Source organism: Brachybacterium sp. AOP3-A1-3, assembly GCF_052378285.1.
Classification (GTDB): domain Bacteria; phylum Actinomycetota; class Actinomycetes; order Actinomycetales; family Dermabacteraceae; genus Brachybacterium.
Map to the genome: position 1 here is coordinate 116847 of NZ_JBQSXM010000005.1, position 15671 is coordinate 132517.

Genomic DNA, 15671 nt, shown 5'->3' on the forward strand with positions numbered 1-15671 from the left:
GCGCCGGGCCTCAGACCTGCGAGCTCCGCGGCGAGGGATCGTCGGACCGTGCGGTGAGGATGATCGGATCGCCATCGGTCACGTAGAGGGTGTGCTCGGCGTGAGCGCCGCGCGAGCCGTCGGCGGCGAGCTGCGTCCAGCCGTCGGTCTCGTCGACCACCAGATCGGCGGTGGTCGGGATCAGGAACGGCTCGACCGTGATGAGCTGACCGGCCACGAGCTCTGCGCCGCCGCCGGGGGTGCCGTGGTTCGGGACGAACGGCGCCTCGTGCATGGTCCGTCCCACGCCGTGCCCGCCGAAGCGGTCGTTGATCAGGTAGCCCAGGGATTGCGCCTCGTTCATCACCGCGTGCCCGATATCGCCCACCGTGGCCCCGGCACGCACCTGATCGATGCCCGCCCACATCACCTGCTCGGTGTCGCGGATCAGCTGCTGGTCCTCGGGGCGCGGCGTGCCCACGGTGATCGAGAGGCACGAATCGGCGACCCATCCCTCGACCTCGACCGCGAAGTCCAGGGAGAGCAGGTCGCCGTCAGCGAGCACACGATCGTAGGGGCGGCCGTGCAGCACGCCCTCGTTGACCGAGGTGCAGATGACGTACCCGAACGGGGAGGCGCCGAAGACGGGGTGATAGTCGATGTAGCAGCTCGTCGCCCCGGCCTCACGGATCAGCCGGTGGGCCTCGGCGTCGACCTCCAGGAGGTTCCAGCCGACGTCGACGACCTCGCGCAGGTGCGAGAGCACCGAGGCGACGAACTCGCCGGCGGGCCGCGCCTGGTCGAGGGTGGGCAGGTCGGCTTCCGCGGCGCGGCGGCGTCGTCCCAGGATCATCGTGCGCTCCTCTCGGGAGCAGTGGACGTGGAGGACCCGGCCGTGGTGTCGGCGACGGTCCCGGCCCAGTCCGGTCCGTCGACGCCGAGGGCGGGGGAGTCCCAGGTGTACAGCGAGACGGCCACCCAGGCGATGCCGGCGGCGAACAGGCCGGCACCGAGCATGTGGAAGCCGACGAGCAGCTCGGGCAGGCCCGTGAAGTACTGCGTGTAGCCGATCAGGGCCTGGAACGCGGTGACGCCGACGAGCCCCCAGGCGGCCCGGCGTGCGGGGCGCTGGGCCCCGATCAGGTGCAGCGCGATGAGCAGCCCGACGAGCAGGCCGCAGAACAGCATCACGGCGTCGGCGTGCAGCCACGAGATCGTGCGGGGGTCGAACGGGAGCCGCTCGGGGTGGACGTCGTCCCCCGAATGCGGACCGGTGCCGGTGACCAGGGTTCCGAGCACGAGGATCGCGAAGCCGATGACGCCCAGGGCCCAGCTCATCCAGTGCATCGCAGCGGGCACCACGGAGCGCCTGCGGGCGGCGTCGCCGTCGTACAGCCGGTACAGGAGCAGCGCGGACAGGGCCACGAGGACGGGGGAGATGAGGAAGTGCGGGCTGACGACACCCGGGTGGAGGTCCGCCTTGACGACGACCATTCCGACGATCGCCTGCAGGGCGGTGCCCGCCAGCGGTGTGAGGGCGAGCCACAGCACGGCCCGACCCTTGTGGCGCAGCCACAGCAGGGCGATCAGCAGCAGCGCCACGGCGAAGACGCCGAGCACCCCGGTGAGCGTCCGGTTGCCGAACTCGATGAAGGGATGGATCCCGGATTCCATCGTGAGCTCGGGGGTGAACTGACCGGGCTCGCAGTTCGGCCAGGTCGAGCAGCCCAGTCCGCTGCTGGTCAGCCGCACGACGCCGCCGGAGACGATGATCCCGATCTGGCAGACGAGGTTCCCCCAGAACACGACTGCCGCGATCCGGGCGCGGGCGGTCGGGGAGAGTCCGAGGGTGCGTTCTCCGGACAGCGACATCCGCCCGACGCGCTCTATCCGAGGGGAGGTGGCCGTCTGCTCGTCGGCGACGGACGGAGAATCGTTCATGGTTCCGATTGTAGGAACCTCCCCTGGGGTTCCGGTGATCGCGGCGATCCCTTTCACATCTGCGGCTCAGATCTGCGGCGGCACGATCAGACCGAGGTCCAGCGGAACCAGCGCGCCACCGCGAGGCTGCCGCCGGCCGCCCACAGCATCAGCACGATGATCGAGCCGCCGGTGACGTCGCCGCCGGCGAGGCAGGCGCGCAGGAGTTCGCCGAGCGCCCCGGAGGGCAGCAGATCGACCAGGCCGTGCAGCAGTCCGGGATAGCTCGAGGTGGGGAAGGCGATTCCGCCGGCGGCGACCAGGATCACGAATACGAGGTTGGAGACGGCGAGCACGGCCTCGGTGCGCAGGAGCCCGGCGACCAGCAGCCCGAGCGATCCGAAGGCGATGGTGCCCAGGAGCCATACCGGGACCACGGCGAGCAGTTCGAGGGCGCCGGGTCGCCAGCCGAGGATCATGGCCAGCAGCCCGAGCACGAGCACCTGGACGACGTGCACGAGCAGGGTGGCGAGGATCTTGCCGGCGAGGTAGCCGTCGCGTCCCAGCGGGGTGGTCGCCACCCAGCGCAGCACCCCGTTGCGCCGGTCGAAGCCGGTCTGGATCGCCTGGGAGGTGAAGGACGTCGAGATCAGGGCGGTGCCCAGGGTCGCGGCGAGCGCGGTCTCGATGGGCTGCGCTCCCTCGAGGCGACCGATCGGCAGCAGGCGCAGTCCGATCAGCACCATCGCGGGCAGTGCGATCGCGACCATCAGCTGTTCGCCGTTGGAGAGCAGGATGCGGGCCTCGAGCGCGGTGTGGGCGAGGACCCGGCGGATCCGCGGGGCCGGTGCCGGTCGCCGGGCAGCGGGACGGGCCGGATCGGCGGATCGGGCCGGATCGGCGGGAGCGGGCGAGGTGGATCCCTGCTCGGGCGAGGTCGTGCTCATCGGGACATCCCTTCCTGCGTGACGGCGTCCTGGCCCTGCTCGCCGTCGTCCTGGCCGTGCTCGATGTCAGCCTGCGGCGCCATGAGGTCCAGCAGGACGGCTTCGAGGTCCGCGGCACCGGCGCCGGTGATCTCGAGCCGGGCCCCGTGGCGGGCGGCCGCGGCGGCCAGGTCCGCCTCGAGGGCGGGGACGGCGGCAGGATCCACGCCGTGGGCTACCGCTCGGACCGAGACGACTCCCTCGTGCTCGCGATGGGCGGTGATGACGTCCTGGACCGAGCCGGAGGCGACCGTGCGGCCGCCGGCGATGACGCATACCGCATCGGCGAGGCCGACCACGTCGTCCATCATGTGCGTGGTCAGGACCACGGCGCTGCCGGTGTCCGCCAGCGAACGGATGAGGTGCCGTACGCGTCGACGGATGGCGGGGTCCATCCCGGCCGTCGGCTCGTCCAGGAAGATCAGCTCGGGGCGCCCCACGATGGCGAGCGCAAGTGCCAGACGCTGACGCTGGCCGCCGGACAGGCGCCGCACGAGGGTGTCGGCGAACTCGTCGATGCCGAGATGCTCGGCGACCTGGTCCACGTCGAGCGGGTCTGCATGCAGGCTCGCGCCGTAGCGCAGCAGCTGCATCGCGCGGGAGCCCGACGCCAGACCGCCGTCCTGGATCATCACCCCGACGCGGGCCCGGTGCTCGGGACCCGCGTTCCAGGGGTCTCGGCCCAGCACCTCCACGGTGCCGCCGCTCGCCCGCAGCAGTCCGGTCGCGCAGGACACGGCGGTGGTCTTGCCCGCTCCGTTGGGTCCCAGCAGGGCGGTCACCTCGCCCCGCAATGCAGTGAGCGTGAGGCCGTCGAGGGCTCGGACGGGACCGTAGGAGTGCGTGAGGTCCTCGATGCGCAGCGCCGTGGGGGGAGTGCTCGCAGGAGCGGTGATGTCGTCTGTCATGGCGAACCCATCGTAGGCGCGACCACCTGCGCGGCGCGCAGGGCCCGCCGGACCGGTGGGCGCCCCGCCACCGGGACGGGCGGCGGGGCGCGTGGTGCGGCGTGAGCGGCGCGGCGTCGGCAGCGCGATGGTCGCCGTGTTCACCGCTCCGCGTCAGCGGCCGACGACGTGCAGCGGCGTGTGGTCAGGGTCGACGACCTCGGCCGCGAGCGGGGCCAGGGGAGCGGTGCCTCCGTCTCCCCAGGTGTTCGTGGGGAGACGGTCGCGGTCGTGCGCATCCAGCAGGGGAGTCAGGTCCGGGCCGAGCGGCACCACCTGGGTGGGGTTGATGTCGGTGTGCACCACGTAGTAGTGCTCCTTGATCTGCTGGAAGTCGACGGTGTCGCCGAAACCGGGGGTCTGGAACAGGTCCTTGGTGTAGTTCCACAGGTTCGGCATGGAGGCGAGCGTCTGCCGGTTCGCCTTGAAGTGGCCGTGATAGACGGCGTCGAAGCGGATCAGGGTGGGGAACAGCCGCACATCGGCCTCGGTGATCGAGGGGCCCATCAGGTACCGGCTGCGGGACAGTCGCTCCTCGAGCTCGTCCAGGGCGGACCAGAGCTCACCGAACGCCTTCTCGTAGTCCGCCTGGCTGCCGGCGAAGCCGACCTTGTAGACCCCGTTGTTCACCCGGTGGAGCATCCAGGTGCTGAGGGCGTCGATCTCCTCGCGCTGCGCCTCGGGGTAGAGGTCGGGGGCGCCCTCGCGGTGCAGCTCCGTCCACTGCGTGGCGAAGTCCAGGGTGATGCGCTGGAAATCGTTGGTGACGACGGCCTTCGAGGGGATGTCGACGATGGCGGGGACCGTGATGCCGCGCGGGTAGTCGGGGAAGCGGGCGAAGTAGGCCTGCTGGAGGCGCTCGTAGCCGAGCACGGGGTCGACAGCGCCCTCGTCGAGGTCGAAGGTCCAGGAGCGCTTGTCGTGGGTGGGGCCGGGCATGCCGACCGAGAGGGCATCCTCGAGACCGAGCAGCCGCCGGGAGATCAGGGTCCGATTCGCCCATGGGCAGGCGCGAGCGGCGATGAGGCGGTAGCGGCCTGGCTCCACGGCCCAGCCGTCGCGGCCGTCGCGGGTGATCCGGTCGGAGATGTAGGACATGTCGCGGTCGAAGGGCTTGCCCTTGTGGACGTAGGAGCCCTCGGTGGAATGCTCTGCGGCGGTGCCGTCGCGGTCGGTGGTGCTGTCCTGCGTGGTCATGTGCTTCCTTCCTCGCTCTCGTGAGCTCGATCGCTGATACGAGCAGGATAGTTGAAACTGGCATTAATTGGAAGCGGGGCGGGATGCATGGTGGGGATCGGGACTCGGGGGCTGGTTCGAGGACGTGGTCGAGGGCATGGTCCGGGCGTGGTCGAGAACGTGGCCGGAGGTGCGCTCGGAGGCAGGCGCGGGCGCGGTTCGCGCTGGCGGCGATCACCCTGATTTCGCAGGTTAGGGCACCCTTGGTGCCGTGCGGCACACCGCCTCCACCGGTATTTGGCAAGCCATCTGTTGTAAAATGAAATCCGGTCGATGGAAGAGGGTGATGCACCGATGACAGTCTCGGATCTGGATCCAGCCGGCCCGCACGCCACGCGGGACCGACTCGTCGAGGCGATCTCTGCGCACGGACCGATCACCGCCCGCCAGCTCGCGGAGCGTTTCGGCCTCACGAGCGCGGCCGTGCGCCGCCATCTCGCGGCCCTCGAGGCCGACGAGGTCATCGCCGAGCACGACATGCCCGTCGCGCACCGCGGCCGCGGTCGCCCGAGCAAGGCCTTCGTGCTCACGAAGTTCGCCCACGAGGGCTACACGGGCGGGTACGACGAGCTCGCGGCGATGGCTGTCGCCGAGCTCGCCCGGCTCGGAGGCGACGATGCGGTGAGCCGCCTCGCCGACCGACGGGTCGCCGACTGGGAGTCGAAGCTCGCACAGGTGGTCGCCGACCGCGAGGCGGCAGGGGAGACGGTGACGCTCGTCCGCAAGGTCGAGCTGCTCGCCGAGCTGCTCACGTCACGCGGGTACGCCACCACGGTGCGTCCGCTGCATGTCCCGCTGCCCACCCCGAGCACGCGATCAGGGAGCAACCCCCGTACGCTCGTGACGGCACAGCTGTGCCACGGACGCTGCCCCGTCCTCGACGTCGCCGCAGATCATCCCGAGCTGTGCGAAGCAGAGACCCGCGTCGTCTCCCGAATCGTCGGAGCCCCCGTCCAGCGCCTCGCCACCCTGGCGCAGGGCGCCCACGCCTGCACGACCCACATTCCGCTCACCGAGGGAAGGACACCATGACGACAGCACCAGAAAAGCTGACCCAGGACGAGATCATCGACTCCGTGGGCCAGTACGCCTACGGATGGCACGACGAGGACTCAGCCGGCGCCAGCGCTCGCCGAGGCCTGAGCGAGGACGTCGTGCGCGACATCTCCGCGCGGAAGGACGAGCCGGAGTGGATGCTCGAGCGTCGACTCAAGGCCCTCAAGCTGTTCTACAAGAAGCCGCTGCCCACCTGGGGACCGGACCTGTCCGGCATTGCGTTCGACCACATCAAGTACTTCGTGCGCTCGACCGAGAAGCAGGCCACCTCCTGGGAGGACCTGCCCGCGGACATCAAGGAGACCTACGACCGACTCGGCATCCCCGAGGCCGAGAAGCAGCGTCTCGTCGCCGGCGTCGCCGCCCAGTACGAGTCCGAGGTCGTCTACCACCAGATCCGTGAGGACCTGGAGGAGCAGGGCGTCGTCTTCCTGGACACCGACTCCGCGCTCAAGGAGTACCCGGAGCTGTTCAAGGAGTACTTCGGCACCGTCATCCCCTCGGGGGACAACACCTTCTCCGCGCTGAACACGGCGGTCTGGTCCGGCGGCTCCTTCGTGTACGTCCCCAAGGGCGTCCACGTCGAGATCCCGCTGCAGGCCTACTTCCGGATCAACACCGAGAACATGGGCCAGTTCGAGCGCACGCTGATCATCGCCGACGAGGGCTCCTCGGTGCACTACGTCGAGGGCTGCACGGCGCCGATCTACAAGTCGGACTCCTTGCACTCGGCCGTCGTCGAGATCGTCGTGAAGAAGGACGCCAAGGTCCGGTACACGACCATCCAGAACTGGTCGAACAACGTGTACAACCTGGTCACCAAGCGCACCACGGTCGAGCAGGGCGGCTCCATGGAGTGGGTCGACGGCAACATCGGCTCGAAGGTCACCATGAAGTACCCGGCCGTCTGGCTGATGGGCGAGCACGCCCGTGGCGAGACCCTGTCGATCGCCTTCGCGGGCGAGGGGCAGAACCAGGACACCGGCTCGAAGATGGTCCACATGGCTCCGCACACCACGAGCTCGATCGTCTCCAAGTCGGTCTCGCGCGGCGGCGGTCGTACGTCCTACCGCGGCCTGGTCCAGGTCATGCCCGGTGCCGAGCACTCCGCCTCCACCGTGCTGTGCGATGCGCTGCTGGTGGACCAGATCTCGCGCACCGACACCTACCCCTACGTCGACGTGCGCGTCGACGACGTCCAGATGGGTCACGAGGCGACCGTCTCGAAGGTCTCCGAGGAGCAGCTCTTCTACCTGATGAGCCGTGGCATGGAGGAGACCGAGGCGATGGCCATGATCGTGCGCGGGTTCATCGAGCCCATCGCGCGCGAGCTCCCGATGGAGTACGCCCTCGAACTGAACCGCCTGATCGAGCTGCAGATGGAAGGAGCAGTCGGTTGATGACCACCGCAGACCTCAAGGGTGCCGAGACCGTGGGAGATCCCGCGGCCAATGAGAACGTCGGCCACGCCGCCGGCGCGGCGCCCGTCGCCGCCCAGACCGCGCTGGACGGGGTGGACACCACCTCCGCGCCCGAGCTCGAGGACGAAGCCCTCGCCCTCCCGGACGAGAGCACGCCGGCCCGCGCCGCTCTGAACCGCGGCGCCCGCAAGCGCTCGTTCGAGCTCGGCGAGCATCCCCGCCCCAAGAGCGACATCGAGGAGTGGCGCTTCACCCCGCTGCGCCGCTTCGCGCCGCTGTTCGAGGACGCCGCGACCGACGACCGCGAGGGCGATCCGGCCCTCAGCTACGACGTCACGGTTCCCGAGGGTGCGCCCGACGTCGCCACCCTCGCCCCCGGCGAGGCGCCCCGTGGCACCGCACTGGTTCCCGAGGACCTCCCCACCGCGATCGCCTCGGCCCGCACCGAGCAGGCGCTGTACCTGGTGGCTGCGAAGAATGCGGCCTACGAGGCACCGTTCCAGGTCGAGGTGGCCGGGCGCGGGGCGGACCGGCGCGGCAACGCCCACATCGTGCTGGAGACGAAGGAGTCGTCCTCGGCGACCTTCGTGCTCAACCACACCGGTTCCGCGCAGTACGCGCAGAACGTCGAGATGATCGTCGGCGACAACTCGCAGATGACCGTCATCACCCTGCAGGACTGGGACGACGACGCGCTGCACATCTCCACGCACCACGCCCGCGTGGGGCGTGACGCGAAGATCAAGCACATCGTGGTCTCGCTCGGCGGCAGCGCCGTGCGCGTCAACGCGATCGGCGAGTTCGCAGCTCCCGGTGGCGAGGTCGAGAACATCGGGCTGTACTTCTCCGATGAGGACCAGTTCCTCGAGCACCGCCTGTTCGTGGACCATGCGGCCCCGAACTGCACCTCCAACGTGGCCTACAAGGGCGCGTTGCAGGGGAAGAAGGCACGCTCCGTGTGGGTCGGCGACGTGCTGATCCGCAAGGAGGCCGAGGGCACCAACACCTATGAGCTCAACCGCAACCTGATTCTCACCGAGGGCGCACGCGCCGACTCGGTGCCGAACCTGGAGATCGAGACCGGAGAGATCGAGGGAGCCGGCCACGCCGCCGCCACCGGTCGCTTCGACGACGAGCAGCTCTTCTACCTGCGTGCCCGCGGGATCCCCGAGCTCGAGGCCCGCCGCCTGGTCGTGCGAGGCTTCTTCGCCGAGCTGATCCAGCGGATCGACGTCCCGGAGATCCGGGAGCACCTCTCCGCGTCCATCGAGTCCGAGCTCGCCCGGAGCATGAACTGATGTCGGACGCCTTCGTCCCCGTCGCCACCCTGGACTCCCTCGCCCCCGGCGAGGCGGTCGATGTCGTCGCCGGCGGCGTCGAGATCGCCCTGGTGCGCGCCGAGGACGGCGGCGTCCATGCCGTCGAGGACATCTGCTCGCACGACGAGATCGCGCTGAGCGATGGCGACGTCGAGGGATGCACCATCGAGTGCTGGAAGCACGGCAGCCAGTTCGACCTGGTCACAGGTCGTCCTCTGCAGCTTCCGGCGGTCCTCCCCGTGCGGGTGTTCCCCGTGCGCATCGACGAGAGCAGCGGCGAGATCCTCGTGGATCCGACCGCAGCACCCGCCACCTGAACACTCCGGGCACCGTCTGTCGGCGCCCGTACTCATCACCCACGAATCCACCAGCACCACTGGTCAAGGAGAACAGCCCATGTCGATCCTGGAGATCAAGAACCTCCACGCCACCGTCGAGACCCCTGAAGGCACCAAGGAGATCCTCAAGGGTGTCGACCTCACCATCAAGTCGGGCGAGACCCACGCGATCATGGGGCCCAACGGCTCCGGCAAGTCGACCCTCGCCTACGCGATCGCCGGTCACCCCAAGTACCAGATCACGCAGGGCGAGCTCACCCTGGACGGCGAGAACGTCCTGGAGATGAGCATCGATGAGCGCGCACGCGCCGGTCTCTTCCTCGCCATGCAGTACCCGGTCGAGGTCCCCGGCGTCACCGTCTCGAACTTCCTGCGCACCGCGAAGACCGCGGTCGACGGCCAGGCCCCTGCCCTGCGCACCTGGGTCAAGGACGTCAAGGGCGCGATGGCGGACCTCCGCATGGACCCGGTCTTCGCCGAGCGCAACGTCAACGAGGGCTTCTCCGGCGGCGAGAAGAAGCGCCACGAGATCCTGCAGATGCAGCTCCTCAAGCCGGGCATCGCGATCCTCGACGAGACCGACTCCGGCCTCGACGTCGACGCGCTGCGCATCGTCTCCGAGGGCGTGAACCGCGCCAAGGAGGAGACCGAGGTCGGCATCATGCTGATCACCCATTACACCCGCATCCTGCAGTACGTGAAGCCGGACTTCGTCCACGTCTTCGTCAACGGCCAGGTCGCGGAGCAGGGCGGCCCCGAGCTGGCCGAGCGCCTCGAGAACGAGGGCTACGACCGCTACCTCGTCGGCTCCGGCAGCTGACCCCATGCCGGTCCGGCCCGGGCGCGATCCCGGGCCGGGGCGGCACCATCACATCTGCGGTCCGGCACCCCGGCCCGTCCCTCATCAGGAGGACCCCACATGACCGACCAGAAGACCCCGTCGGCGACCGTCGGCTCCGAGGACGTCCTCGAGGCCCTGAAGGACGTGATCGACCCCGAGCTCGGGATCAACGTCGTCGACCTCGGACTCATCTACGGCGTGACGGTCGAGGACGGCCATGCCGTCATCGACATGACGCTCACCTCCGCGGCCTGCCCCCTGACGGAGATGCTTGAGGATCAGACCTTCGCTGTGCTGGACCCCATCACCGAATCGCATCGCATCAACTGGGTGTGGATGCCGCCGTGGGGCATGGAGAAGATCACCGAGGACGGCCGCGAGCAGCTGCGCGCGATCGGCTTCAACCTCTGATCGACTGATCAGGCTCCAGGGCCCTGATCACGGCGGAGGCCCGCACGCCGCAGGGCGAGCGGGCAGCCGCGGCAGCTGGCCTGCGCAGAGATGTCCCGGGAGGACCGATGTGATCCGTCGCATCGGTCCTCCCGGGACATTTCCGTCTGACGTGGGGCTCGACGTCATCGTGCACGGGAACGGCTCCCGCCCGGCACCGGCTCCTGCGCGGAGCCCGCACCGGGCGAGCGGAGGGTCAGCCGATGACCTGCTCCGCGGGGGAGACCTCGAGCCCGTGGGCCTCGCCGGTCCCGGCATGCGTGAGGGTGCCCTCGTGCGTGTGCAGGCCCTTCGCGAGGGCTTCGTCGGATCGCAGAGCATCGCGCCAGCCGGCGTCGGCGATCTTCAGCACGTAGGGGAGCGTGGCATTCGTCAGTGCCGAGGTGGCGGTGACGGGGACCGAGCCCGGCATGTTCGCGACGCAGTAGAACACTGCATCGTGCACGGCGAACGTCGGATCGTCATGCGTGGTGGGGCGGGAGTTCTCGAAGCATCCGCCCTGGTCGATGGCGACGTCCACGAGCACGGAGCCCGGCTTCATCGAGGCGACCATCTCGTCGGTCACCAGCTTCGGTGCCCGCTTGCCGGGGATCAGCACCGATCCGATCACCACGTCGGCCTGCTGGATCTTCTCCGTGAGGTCGAGGGTGGTGGAGTAGCGCGTGAGGATGCCGCCGTGGTGCATGGTCGCGATCTGCCCGAGGCGCGAGACGTTGAGGTCCATGACCGTGACGTCCGCGTGCAGGCCGTGGGCCATCATCGCGGCCTGCTCACCGACGACGCCGCCGCCGAGGATCAGCACATTCGCCTCGGAGGTGCCGGGCACACCGCCCATGAGCATGCCGGAGCCGCCCAGCGGGGACATCAGGTGGTACGCCGCGACCTGGGTCGCCAGGCGCCCGGCGATCATGCTCATGGGGGAGAGCAGCGGCAGCGACCGGTCCGGCAGCTGCACCGTCTCATAGGCGATCGCGGTCACCCCGGATCCGAGCAGCGCCTCGGTGAGCGCCTTGTCGGCGGCGAGATGCAGGTAGGTCAGCAGCACCTGCCCGCGCCGCATCCGCCCGTACTCGTCCGGGAGCGGCTCCTTGACCTTGACGATCAGCTCCGCCTGCTCCCAGACCTCGTCGGCCGTGGCCAGGATCCGGGCACCTGCCGCCCGGTAGTCGTCATCGCTGATCCGCGCACCCAGGCCCGCGCTCGCCTCGACCACCACGTCGTGGCCGCGGACCGCGAGCTCATGGACCCCTGCAGCGGTCAGCCCCACCCGGTTCTCGTTGTTCTTGATCTCCCGGGGCACACCTATGCGCATCACGAAGCCTCCTCGCATCGTCGTCCGGCCGCCTCTGCGACCGCTGGGACCAGCATGGCATCGACGCGGTCCCGATGGCGCCTCGAACCCTCCCCGAGGAGTGACGGACTTGTGAGGGTCTCCGATCGGACCACGAGGGCCTGATCACGCAGCGCCGTGGCGGACTGTGGTTCACCGCACCGTGGGCGGAAAAATCACGGCCGACGAGGGCCCGCGCCCCTAGACTCGATCCGGCCCCTGAGCGCTCCCGCTCCGCAGATGGCCGACACCTTCCGCGGCCCCGCCGCCACGTCTCACCACACCCAGGAGTCTGATCCCGTGATCACCGTGCACGACCTCGCCATCCGAGTCGGTGCCCGGCTGCTCATGAGCGACGTCTCCTTCCAGATCACCGATGGTGACCGGGTGGGCCTGGTGGGCCGTAACGGTGCCGGGAAGACCACGCTCACGAAGGTCCTCTCCGGTACCCTCCAGCCCTCCGAGGGCTCGGTCGAGGTCACCGGCGAGCTGGGCTATCTCCCCCAGGACACCCACGCCGGTGACGAGGACGAACCTGTCATCGCCCGCATCCTCTCCGCCCGCGGCCTCGACGACATCCTGCGCCGGCTGCGTCGGGCCGAGGAGGAGATGGGGGACATGAGTCTGAGCGAGGCCAAGCGCGAGAAGGCGATGAACCGCTACCCCCGGCTCTCCGCGGAGCTCGACGCGGTGGGCGGCTATGCCGCCGAGGCCGAGGCCAAGCGGATGGCCGCGAACCTGGGCCTGCCCAATCGCATCCTCGAGCAGGGCCTCGGGACCCTTTCGGGCGGTCAGCGCCGCCGCGTGGAGCTGGCCCGCATCCTGTTCTCCCAGGCCTCCACCATGATCCTGGACGAGCCCACCAACCACCTCGACCACGACTCGATCGTGTGGCTGCGCGAGTACCTCCTGGCCTACCGAGGCGGTCTGATCATCATCAGCCACGACGTCCAGATCGTGGAGTCCGTCGTGAACAAGGTCTTCTACCTCGATGCCAACCGCGCCGAGATCGACATCTACAACATGGGCTGGAAGCTCTACCAGCGCCAGCGCGAGGACGACGAGAAGCGCCGCAAGCGCGAGCGCATGAACGCCGAGAAGAAGGCGTCGACCCTCACCATCCAGGCCGAGAAGATGCGCGCCAAGGCCACCAAGGCCGTCGCCGCGCAGAACATGCTCAAGCGCGCCGAGCGGATGCTCGACGGCCTCGAGAGCGAGCGTCAGCAGGACCGGGTGGCGTCGCTGCGCTTCCCCAAGCCTGCTCCCTGCGGCAAGACCCCGCTGATGGCGCGGGACCTCTCGAAGTCCTATGGCAGCCTCGAGATCTTCACCGGGGTGGACCTCGCGATCGACCGCGGCTCGAAGGTGGTCATCCTGGGCCTGAACGGCGCCGGCAAGACGACTCTGCTGCGCATCCTCGCCGGGGTCGACGCGCCGGACACCGGCGGCCTGCTCCCCGGTCACGGCCTGCGCATCGGCTACTACGCGCAGGAGCACGAGACCCTCGACCTCGAGCGCACCGTGCTGGAGAACATGATGACCGCGGCCCACGAGATCGCCGAGGTCGAGGCCCGCAAGATCCTGGGCTCGTTCCTCTTCACCGGCGACGACGTCCACAAGTCCACCGGAGTGCTCTCAGGTGGGGAGAAGACGCGCCTCGCCCTGGCCACGCTCGTCGTCTCCAGCGCGAACGTGCTGCTCCTGGATGAGCCGACGAACAACCTCGACCCCGCCAGCCGCGAGGAGATCCTCGGAGCGCTCGCGGCCTTCGAGGGCGCCGTGGTCCTGGTCTCCCACGACCCGGGCGCCGTCGCCTCGCTCTCCCCGGAGCGGGTGCTGATGATGCCCGACGCCGTCGAGGACCTGTGGAACGAGGAGTACCAGGAGCTCATCGAGCTCGCCTGACCGGTCCGGACCCGTCCGGTCCGACGCCTGCGCGCCCTCCCGATATCACCGTCTTTCGACTGTAGTGTCATGGACAGCGGATTCGCCCTGAATCCCGCGTGATCCCGACCGCGACGCGCAGCACGCGTCGTGACGAGGCGGTGGCAGTCCATGTACGTCCTCTCCTTCGCCGGGGGCGCCGTGCGCACCTCGCGCGACGGCACAGATCCGGTCCCCGCGCTGCTCGAGGCCCTCGAGGGCGTGACCCTCGCCCTGCCCGCCGAGCGCACCGTCGGCCCCGACCTGCTCGCGCTCGCCTCCCGGGCCGACGCCGCGCTCGACGCGGTGCTGCGAGCCCGCGAGGAGGGCGACTGGAGGATCGGCCTGGGCATCGGAGCGGTCCGACGCCCGCTGCCCGGCTCCGTCCGCGAGATCGAGGGACCTGCCGTCGTGGCGGCGGAGGACGCGGTGCGGGCGGCCCGGCGGGAACGGTCGGCGACCAGCGTCCCGATCCACGTCCGCGCGGCCGACGGCCGGCACCGTGAGACCGCCCAGGACGCCGAGGCGGTGCTGGGCCTGATCGGATGGATCGTGCGTTCCCGCAATCGCGGTCAGTGGCAGGCCGTCCGCGCCCTGCGCGAGGATCCCGGAGCGACCCAGGCCCGGCTCGCCGAGCGCCTGGGGGTCACCCAGCAGACCGTCTCCCGGGCCGTGAAGACGAGCGGCTGGCGCGAGGAGAGCGCGGCGCATCCGCTCGCGACCCGTCTGCTGAGCATGATCGACCTCACGTCGGAGCGCTGAGCGGGGCCGCCGCCCCGGTCCGCAGCGAACCGGCACGCTATCCTTGTTCCGCCCCGACGACTACCGAGGAGACTCATGGCGACGACGAACGATCTGAAGAACGGGATGGTCCTCGTTCTGGACAAGCAGCTCTGGAGCGTGGTCGATTTCCAGCACGTCAAGCCCGGCAAGGGCCCGGCCTTCGTGCGCACCAAGCTCAAGAACGTCCTGTCCGGCAAGGGTGTCGACAAGACCTTCAACGCCGGCCTCAAGGTGGAGACCGCGACCGTGGACCGTCGCGACATGCAGTTCTCCTACCTCGACGGCGACATGTACGTGTTCATGGACACCACCAACTGGGAGCAGACGAACCTCACCGAGGAGATCGTCGGCGAGGCCAGGGACTTCATGGTCGAGGGCCAGGACGTCGTGGTGGCCTTCCACGAGGGCGATGCGCTCTTCGTCGAGATGCCGGCCTCCGTGGTCCTGACCATCGAGTTCACCGAGCCCGGCCTGCAGGGAGACCGCTCCAGCGGCGGCACCAAGCCCGCACGCCTGGAGACCGGCCGCGAGATCCAGGTCCCGCTGTTCCTGGACCAGGGCGACAAGGTCAAGGTCGACACCCGCGGCGGCGAGTACCTCGAGCGCGTGAAGTGACCGATTCCCCCGCCCCTCGGGGCACCGGCCTCCCTCATCCCACGCGGGAGGGGGCAGAGGTCGAGTTCGAACGGACGGTGCCTGCCGGCACCGACCGGCTCCACCGGCGTTCCCGCGATCGCATCCGGGCCCTGGACGTCCTGTTCGAGGCGGATGCGAAGCGGGAGGACGTGCTCGACGTCCTCGCCCAGCGACTGCGCCGCACCGCGGCCCAGAGCCCGTTGCCGGAGGCGGCACGAGCCCTCGTCGAGCTGTACGCGCCCAACGCCGCGGACATCGACGAGGACCTGGCCACGCATTCCCGGGACTGGCCCCTGCATCGCATGCCGGCGGTCGACCGGGCGATCCTGCGCCTGGGCAGTGCCGAGGTCCTCTACGGCACTGACGAGTCCCCGCGCGGGACGCTGATCGGCGAGTACACGAAGATCGCGGAGGTCCTCTCGACGGATGACTCCCCGCGCTTCGTCAACGGACTCCTGCAGCGACTGGCGGACGTGCGCGGCCTGCTGTCCTGACCGCTGCCGGGC

General features: G+C 69.6%; 16 protein-coding genes. 10 read left to right on the forward strand and 6 right to left on the reverse strand.

Annotation, left to right across the window (positions count from 1 at the left end; all coding sequences use genetic code 11):
- Window positions 1–10 precede the first annotated feature (10 nt).
- From map to ACT3T5_RS09465, 5 genes are all read right to left on the reverse strand, one after another.
- On the reverse strand, window positions 11–832 hold the full coding sequence (gene map, locus ACT3T5_RS09445) for a type I methionyl aminopeptidase (protein WP_444576560.1): 822 nt from the start codon (window positions 830–832) through the stop codon (window positions 11–13).
- Window positions 829–1920: a COX15/CtaA family protein gene (locus ACT3T5_RS09450; RefSeq protein WP_444576561.1), complete on the reverse strand. Its 1092-nt coding sequence runs from the start codon at window positions 1918–1920 to the stop codon at window positions 829–831. Before ACT3T5_RS09450 ends, map begins: the two co-directional genes overlap by 4 nt.
- 86 nt (window positions 1921–2006) lie before the next feature.
- A complete protein-coding gene (locus ACT3T5_RS09455; RefSeq protein WP_444576562.1) occupies window positions 2007–2846 on the reverse strand; it encodes an ABC transporter permease in 840 nt (279 codons plus the stop codon).
- Window positions 2843–3793, reverse strand: coding sequence for an ABC transporter ATP-binding protein (locus ACT3T5_RS09460; protein WP_444576563.1), 951 nt, complete (start codon window positions 3791–3793; stop codon window positions 2843–2845). Before ACT3T5_RS09460 ends, ACT3T5_RS09455 begins: the two co-directional genes overlap by 4 nt.
- Window positions 3794–3946: 153 nt before the next feature.
- Window positions 3947–5029, reverse strand: a complete 1083-nt coding sequence (locus ACT3T5_RS09465) for a glutathione S-transferase family protein (RefSeq protein ID WP_444576564.1) — start codon at window positions 5027–5029, stop codon at window positions 3947–3949.
- Between the two features lie 333 nt (window positions 5030–5362).
- On the opposite strand from ACT3T5_RS09465, the gene ACT3T5_RS09470 reads away from it, so the two are divergent.
- The 6 genes from ACT3T5_RS09470 to ACT3T5_RS09495 all read left to right on the forward strand — a co-directional run bounded on the left by ACT3T5_RS09470 (window position 5363) and on the right by ACT3T5_RS09495 (window position 10454).
- The gene (locus ACT3T5_RS09470; RefSeq protein ID WP_444576565.1) at window positions 5363–6100 is read left to right on the forward strand and encodes a helix-turn-helix transcriptional regulator; all 738 of its coding nucleotides are present in this window, start codon (window positions 5363–5365) and stop codon (window positions 6098–6100) included.
- Window positions 6097–7524, forward strand: a complete 1428-nt coding sequence (gene sufB, locus ACT3T5_RS09475; RefSeq protein ID WP_444576566.1) for a Fe-S cluster assembly protein SufB — start codon at window positions 6097–6099, stop codon at window positions 7522–7524. Before ACT3T5_RS09470 ends, sufB begins: the two co-directional genes overlap by 4 nt.
- Window positions 7524–8843: a Fe-S cluster assembly protein SufD gene (gene sufD, locus ACT3T5_RS09480; RefSeq protein ID WP_444576567.1), complete on the forward strand. Its 1320-nt coding sequence runs from the start codon at window positions 7524–7526 to the stop codon at window positions 8841–8843. Before sufB ends, sufD begins: the two co-directional genes overlap by 1 nt.
- Window positions 8843–9181 carry a non-heme iron oxygenase ferredoxin subunit gene (locus ACT3T5_RS09485; protein WP_444576568.1) on the forward strand — a complete coding sequence of 113 codons (339 nt, stop codon included), beginning with the start codon at window positions 8843–8845 and terminating at the stop codon, window positions 9179–9181. Before sufD ends, ACT3T5_RS09485 begins: the two co-directional genes overlap by 1 nt.
- 79 nt (window positions 9182–9260) lie before the next feature.
- Window positions 9261–10022, forward strand: a complete 762-nt coding sequence (gene sufC, locus ACT3T5_RS09490; RefSeq protein WP_443404276.1) for a Fe-S cluster assembly ATPase SufC — start codon at window positions 9261–9263, stop codon at window positions 10020–10022.
- A gap of 99 nt (window positions 10023–10121) precedes the next feature.
- Window positions 10122–10454 carry a metal-sulfur cluster assembly factor gene (locus ACT3T5_RS09495; RefSeq protein WP_443404277.1) on the forward strand — a complete coding sequence of 111 codons (333 nt, stop codon included), beginning with the start codon at window positions 10122–10124 and terminating at the stop codon, window positions 10452–10454.
- Between the two features lie 235 nt (window positions 10455–10689).
- Here ACT3T5_RS09495 and ald read toward each other — a convergent pair whose 3' ends face one another.
- Window positions 10690–11805, reverse strand: coding sequence for an alanine dehydrogenase (gene ald / locus ACT3T5_RS09500; protein WP_444576969.1), 1116 nt, complete (start codon window positions 11803–11805; stop codon window positions 10690–10692).
- A 318-nt stretch (window positions 11806–12123) separates the two neighbouring features.
- On the opposite strand from ald, the gene ACT3T5_RS09505 reads away from it, so the two are divergent.
- From ACT3T5_RS09505 to nusB, 4 genes are all read left to right on the forward strand, one after another.
- Window positions 12124–13728, forward strand: coding sequence for an ABC-F family ATP-binding cassette domain-containing protein (locus tag ACT3T5_RS09505; RefSeq protein WP_444576970.1), 1605 nt, complete (start codon window positions 12124–12126; stop codon window positions 13726–13728).
- A gap of 150 nt (window positions 13729–13878) precedes the next feature.
- A complete protein-coding gene (locus ACT3T5_RS09510; RefSeq protein ID WP_444576569.1) occupies window positions 13879–14508 on the forward strand; it encodes a MarR family transcriptional regulator in 630 nt (209 codons plus the stop codon).
- A 75-nt stretch (window positions 14509–14583) separates the two neighbouring features.
- Window positions 14584–15144 (forward strand): elongation factor P, encoded by a 561-nt coding sequence (efp, locus tag ACT3T5_RS09515; protein ID WP_444576570.1) that lies wholly within the window; start codon window positions 14584–14586, stop codon window positions 15142–15144.
- A 77-nt stretch (window positions 15145–15221) separates the two neighbouring features.
- Entirely contained in the window at window positions 15222–15659 is a 438-nt protein-coding gene (nusB, locus tag ACT3T5_RS09520) for a transcription antitermination factor NusB (protein WP_444576571.1), read from the forward strand.
- Window positions 15660–15671: the final 12 nt, after the last annotated feature.

What these genes read in the sequence shown, in the direction of transcription:
- ald (WP_444576969.1), bottom strand. Translation starts at nt 11,805, where the DNA reads ATGCGCATAGGTGTGCCCCGGGAGATCAAGAACAACGAGAACCGGGTG.
- ACT3T5_RS09510 (WP_444576569.1), top strand. Translation starts at nt 13,879, where the DNA reads ATGTACGTCCTCTCCTTCGCCGGGGGCGCCGTGCGCACCTCGCGCGAC.
- ACT3T5_RS09495 (WP_443404277.1), top strand. Translation starts at nt 10,122, where the DNA reads ATGACCGACCAGAAGACCCCGTCGGCGACCGTCGGCTCCGAGGACGTC.
- efp (WP_444576570.1), top strand. Translation starts at nt 14,584, where the DNA reads ATGGCGACGACGAACGATCTGAAGAACGGGATGGTCCTCGTTCTGGAC.
- ACT3T5_RS09470 (WP_444576565.1), top strand. Translation starts at nt 5,363, where the DNA reads ATGACAGTCTCGGATCTGGATCCAGCCGGCCCGCACGCCACGCGGGAC.
- ACT3T5_RS09465 (WP_444576564.1), bottom strand. Translation starts at nt 5,029, where the DNA reads ATGACCACGCAGGACAGCACCACCGACCGCGACGGCACCGCCGCAGAG.
- ACT3T5_RS09460 (WP_444576563.1), bottom strand. Translation starts at nt 3,793, where the DNA reads ATGACAGACGACATCACCGCTCCTGCGAGCACTCCCCCCACGGCGCTG.
- ACT3T5_RS09485 (WP_444576568.1), top strand. Translation starts at nt 8,843, where the DNA reads ATGTCGGACGCCTTCGTCCCCGTCGCCACCCTGGACTCCCTCGCCCCC.
- sufD (WP_444576567.1), top strand. Translation starts at nt 7,524, where the DNA reads ATGACCACCGCAGACCTCAAGGGTGCCGAGACCGTGGGAGATCCCGCG.
- ACT3T5_RS09450 (WP_444576561.1), bottom strand. Translation starts at nt 1,920, where the DNA reads ATGAACGATTCTCCGTCCGTCGCCGACGAGCAGACGGCCACCTCCCCT.
- sufC (WP_443404276.1), top strand. Translation starts at nt 9,261, where the DNA reads ATGTCGATCCTGGAGATCAAGAACCTCCACGCCACCGTCGAGACCCCT.
- sufB (WP_444576566.1), top strand. Translation starts at nt 6,097, where the DNA reads ATGACGACAGCACCAGAAAAGCTGACCCAGGACGAGATCATCGACTCC.
- map (WP_444576560.1), bottom strand. Translation starts at nt 832, where the DNA reads ATGATCCTGGGACGACGCCGCCGCGCCGCGGAAGCCGACCTGCCCACC.
- ACT3T5_RS09455 (WP_444576562.1), bottom strand. Translation starts at nt 2,846, where the DNA reads ATGAGCACGACCTCGCCCGAGCAGGGATCCACCTCGCCCGCTCCCGCC.